We start from the raw sequence: 1615 nt of genomic DNA on the forward strand, positions 1-1615 counted from the left end.
CCCGGGACCCGGGAGACGCCTGCGACCCGCAGGCCGACGCGAGGGCGGCGCTGCCGGCAGCCAGGCTCGCCAGCCGCAGCACCCTGCGACGGCTGAGGCTCTGACGGGGATCGGAACCGTCCATGGGAGCCCGGCCACGGTGCGGTTTCAAGCTATCGCCGTCCGCCGTCCGCGGTCATGCCGACGCTGCGCAGCACCATCACGGGCTTCCGAACCCGGCACGCGTTCCGTTGTCAATGAACACTGAATGGGCCGTGCGCACGACCCGTGGATCGGGCTCACCAACGGCGGACTGGTCCTTGTGCTCGTAGTCCAGGGCCTGGAGGACACTGCGGATGGCGCCGAGTCGGGCACGCCGCTTCTCGTTCGAGTTGACGATCGTCCAGGGCGCCACGAGGGTGTCGGTGGCCAGAAGCATCTCGTTGCGTGCGGCGGTGTAGGCGTCGTACTTCGCCACGCTGACCTCATCGATGGGCGACAGCTTCCACTGCTTGAGGGGATCTTCGCGGCGGGCATCGAACCGCTGCGACTGCCGGCCCCGCGACACGGTGAACCACATCTTGAAGAGCCGGATCCCACTGCTGACGAGGGACTGTTCGAAGCCGGGAACCTGGCGCAGGAACAGGGCATGCTCCTGGGGTGTGCAGAAGCCCATCACCTTCTCGACACCGGCGCGGTTGTACCAGGACCTGTCGAACATGGTGATGTCGCCAGCCGATGGCAGGTGCTGGACGTAGCGCTGGAAGTACCACTGGGTCGCTTCGGCATCGTTGGGCTTCGGCAGTGCCACATGTTCACTGCCGCGGGGATTCAGGTGCTGGCGGAAACGCTTGATCGCTCCGCCCTTGCCCGCCGCATCGCGCCCTTCGAACAGGATGACCACACGCTCGCCGGCAAGCTTGATGTGCCGCTGCAGCTTGAGCAGTTCGATCTGGAGGGCTTTGAGGTCCCGTTTGTAGGCCTTCTTGGCGATCGGCTCTAGGTAGGGACGATCGTTCTGCATCTCCTCGATCGTCGCGGCGGGCGATGGGCGTTCCTGCTGGCTCATGGGGGCTGGGATCCTCGCTTCACCATGTCCACCATGCCCGCCGCGTCGATCGAAGGCCTGGCTCAGGGCCGGAAGTCTCCAGCGATGGCGCCGCCCGCCGGGGGCACCGGCAGCAGGGTGGTGGGGTCCACCGCCACCAGCCCCCGGGGCTGCCGCTGGCGCAGTTCCAGGTGCAGGTGGGGCGTGCTGGCGTTGCCGCTCTGACCCACCTCGCCGATGGGCTGGCCGGTCCCCACGGTGGCGCCCTCGGCCACGGAGGCCTGGCGCAGATGGGCATAGAGGCTCGACCAGCCCCCGCCGTGATCGATCAGCACCGTGAGGCCGTAGCCGCTGATCTCATCCACCCGTTGCACCCGGCCGGCCTGCACCGCCAGCACGGCCGTGCCCCCGGGCACGATCAGATCCAGCCCGGTGTGCATGCGCCAGGCCCCGCGGGCCTCCGAAAACCGCCAGCCCCAGGGGTCCTGCTCCGTGGCCGCCACGGCGAGGGGGTAGTGCAGCGGTGGCGGAGGCCCCGCCGCGGGCTCTCCGGCCCCGGACGCCCGGGCCTGGAGGGCGAGGTCGCCC

Annotated in this window: 2 protein-coding genes; both read right to left on the reverse strand. The window is 69.3% G+C overall.

Annotation, left to right across the window (positions count from 1 at the left end):
* Positions 1-199: 199 nt before the first annotated feature.
* Positions 200-1048, reverse strand: a complete 849-nt coding sequence (gene ppk2 / locus VB737_RS16650) for a polyphosphate kinase 2 (protein WP_500314603.1) — start codon at positions 1046-1048, stop codon at positions 200-202.
* Between the two features lie 62 nt (positions 1049-1110).
* Positions 1111-1615: M23 family metallopeptidase (locus VB737_RS16655; RefSeq protein WP_500314605.1), on the reverse strand; the 505-nt coding region annotated here is incomplete at its 5' end.

Source organism: Synechococcus sp. BA-120 BA3, from assembly GCF_034931285.1.
Classification (GTDB): Bacteria; Cyanobacteriota; Cyanobacteriia; order PCC-6307; family Cyanobiaceae; genus Cyanobium.

What these genes read in the sequence shown, in the direction of transcription:
- ppk2 (WP_500314603.1), bottom strand. Translation starts at nt 1,048, where the DNA reads ATGAGCCAGCAGGAACGCCCATCGCCCGCCGCGACGATCGAGGAGATG.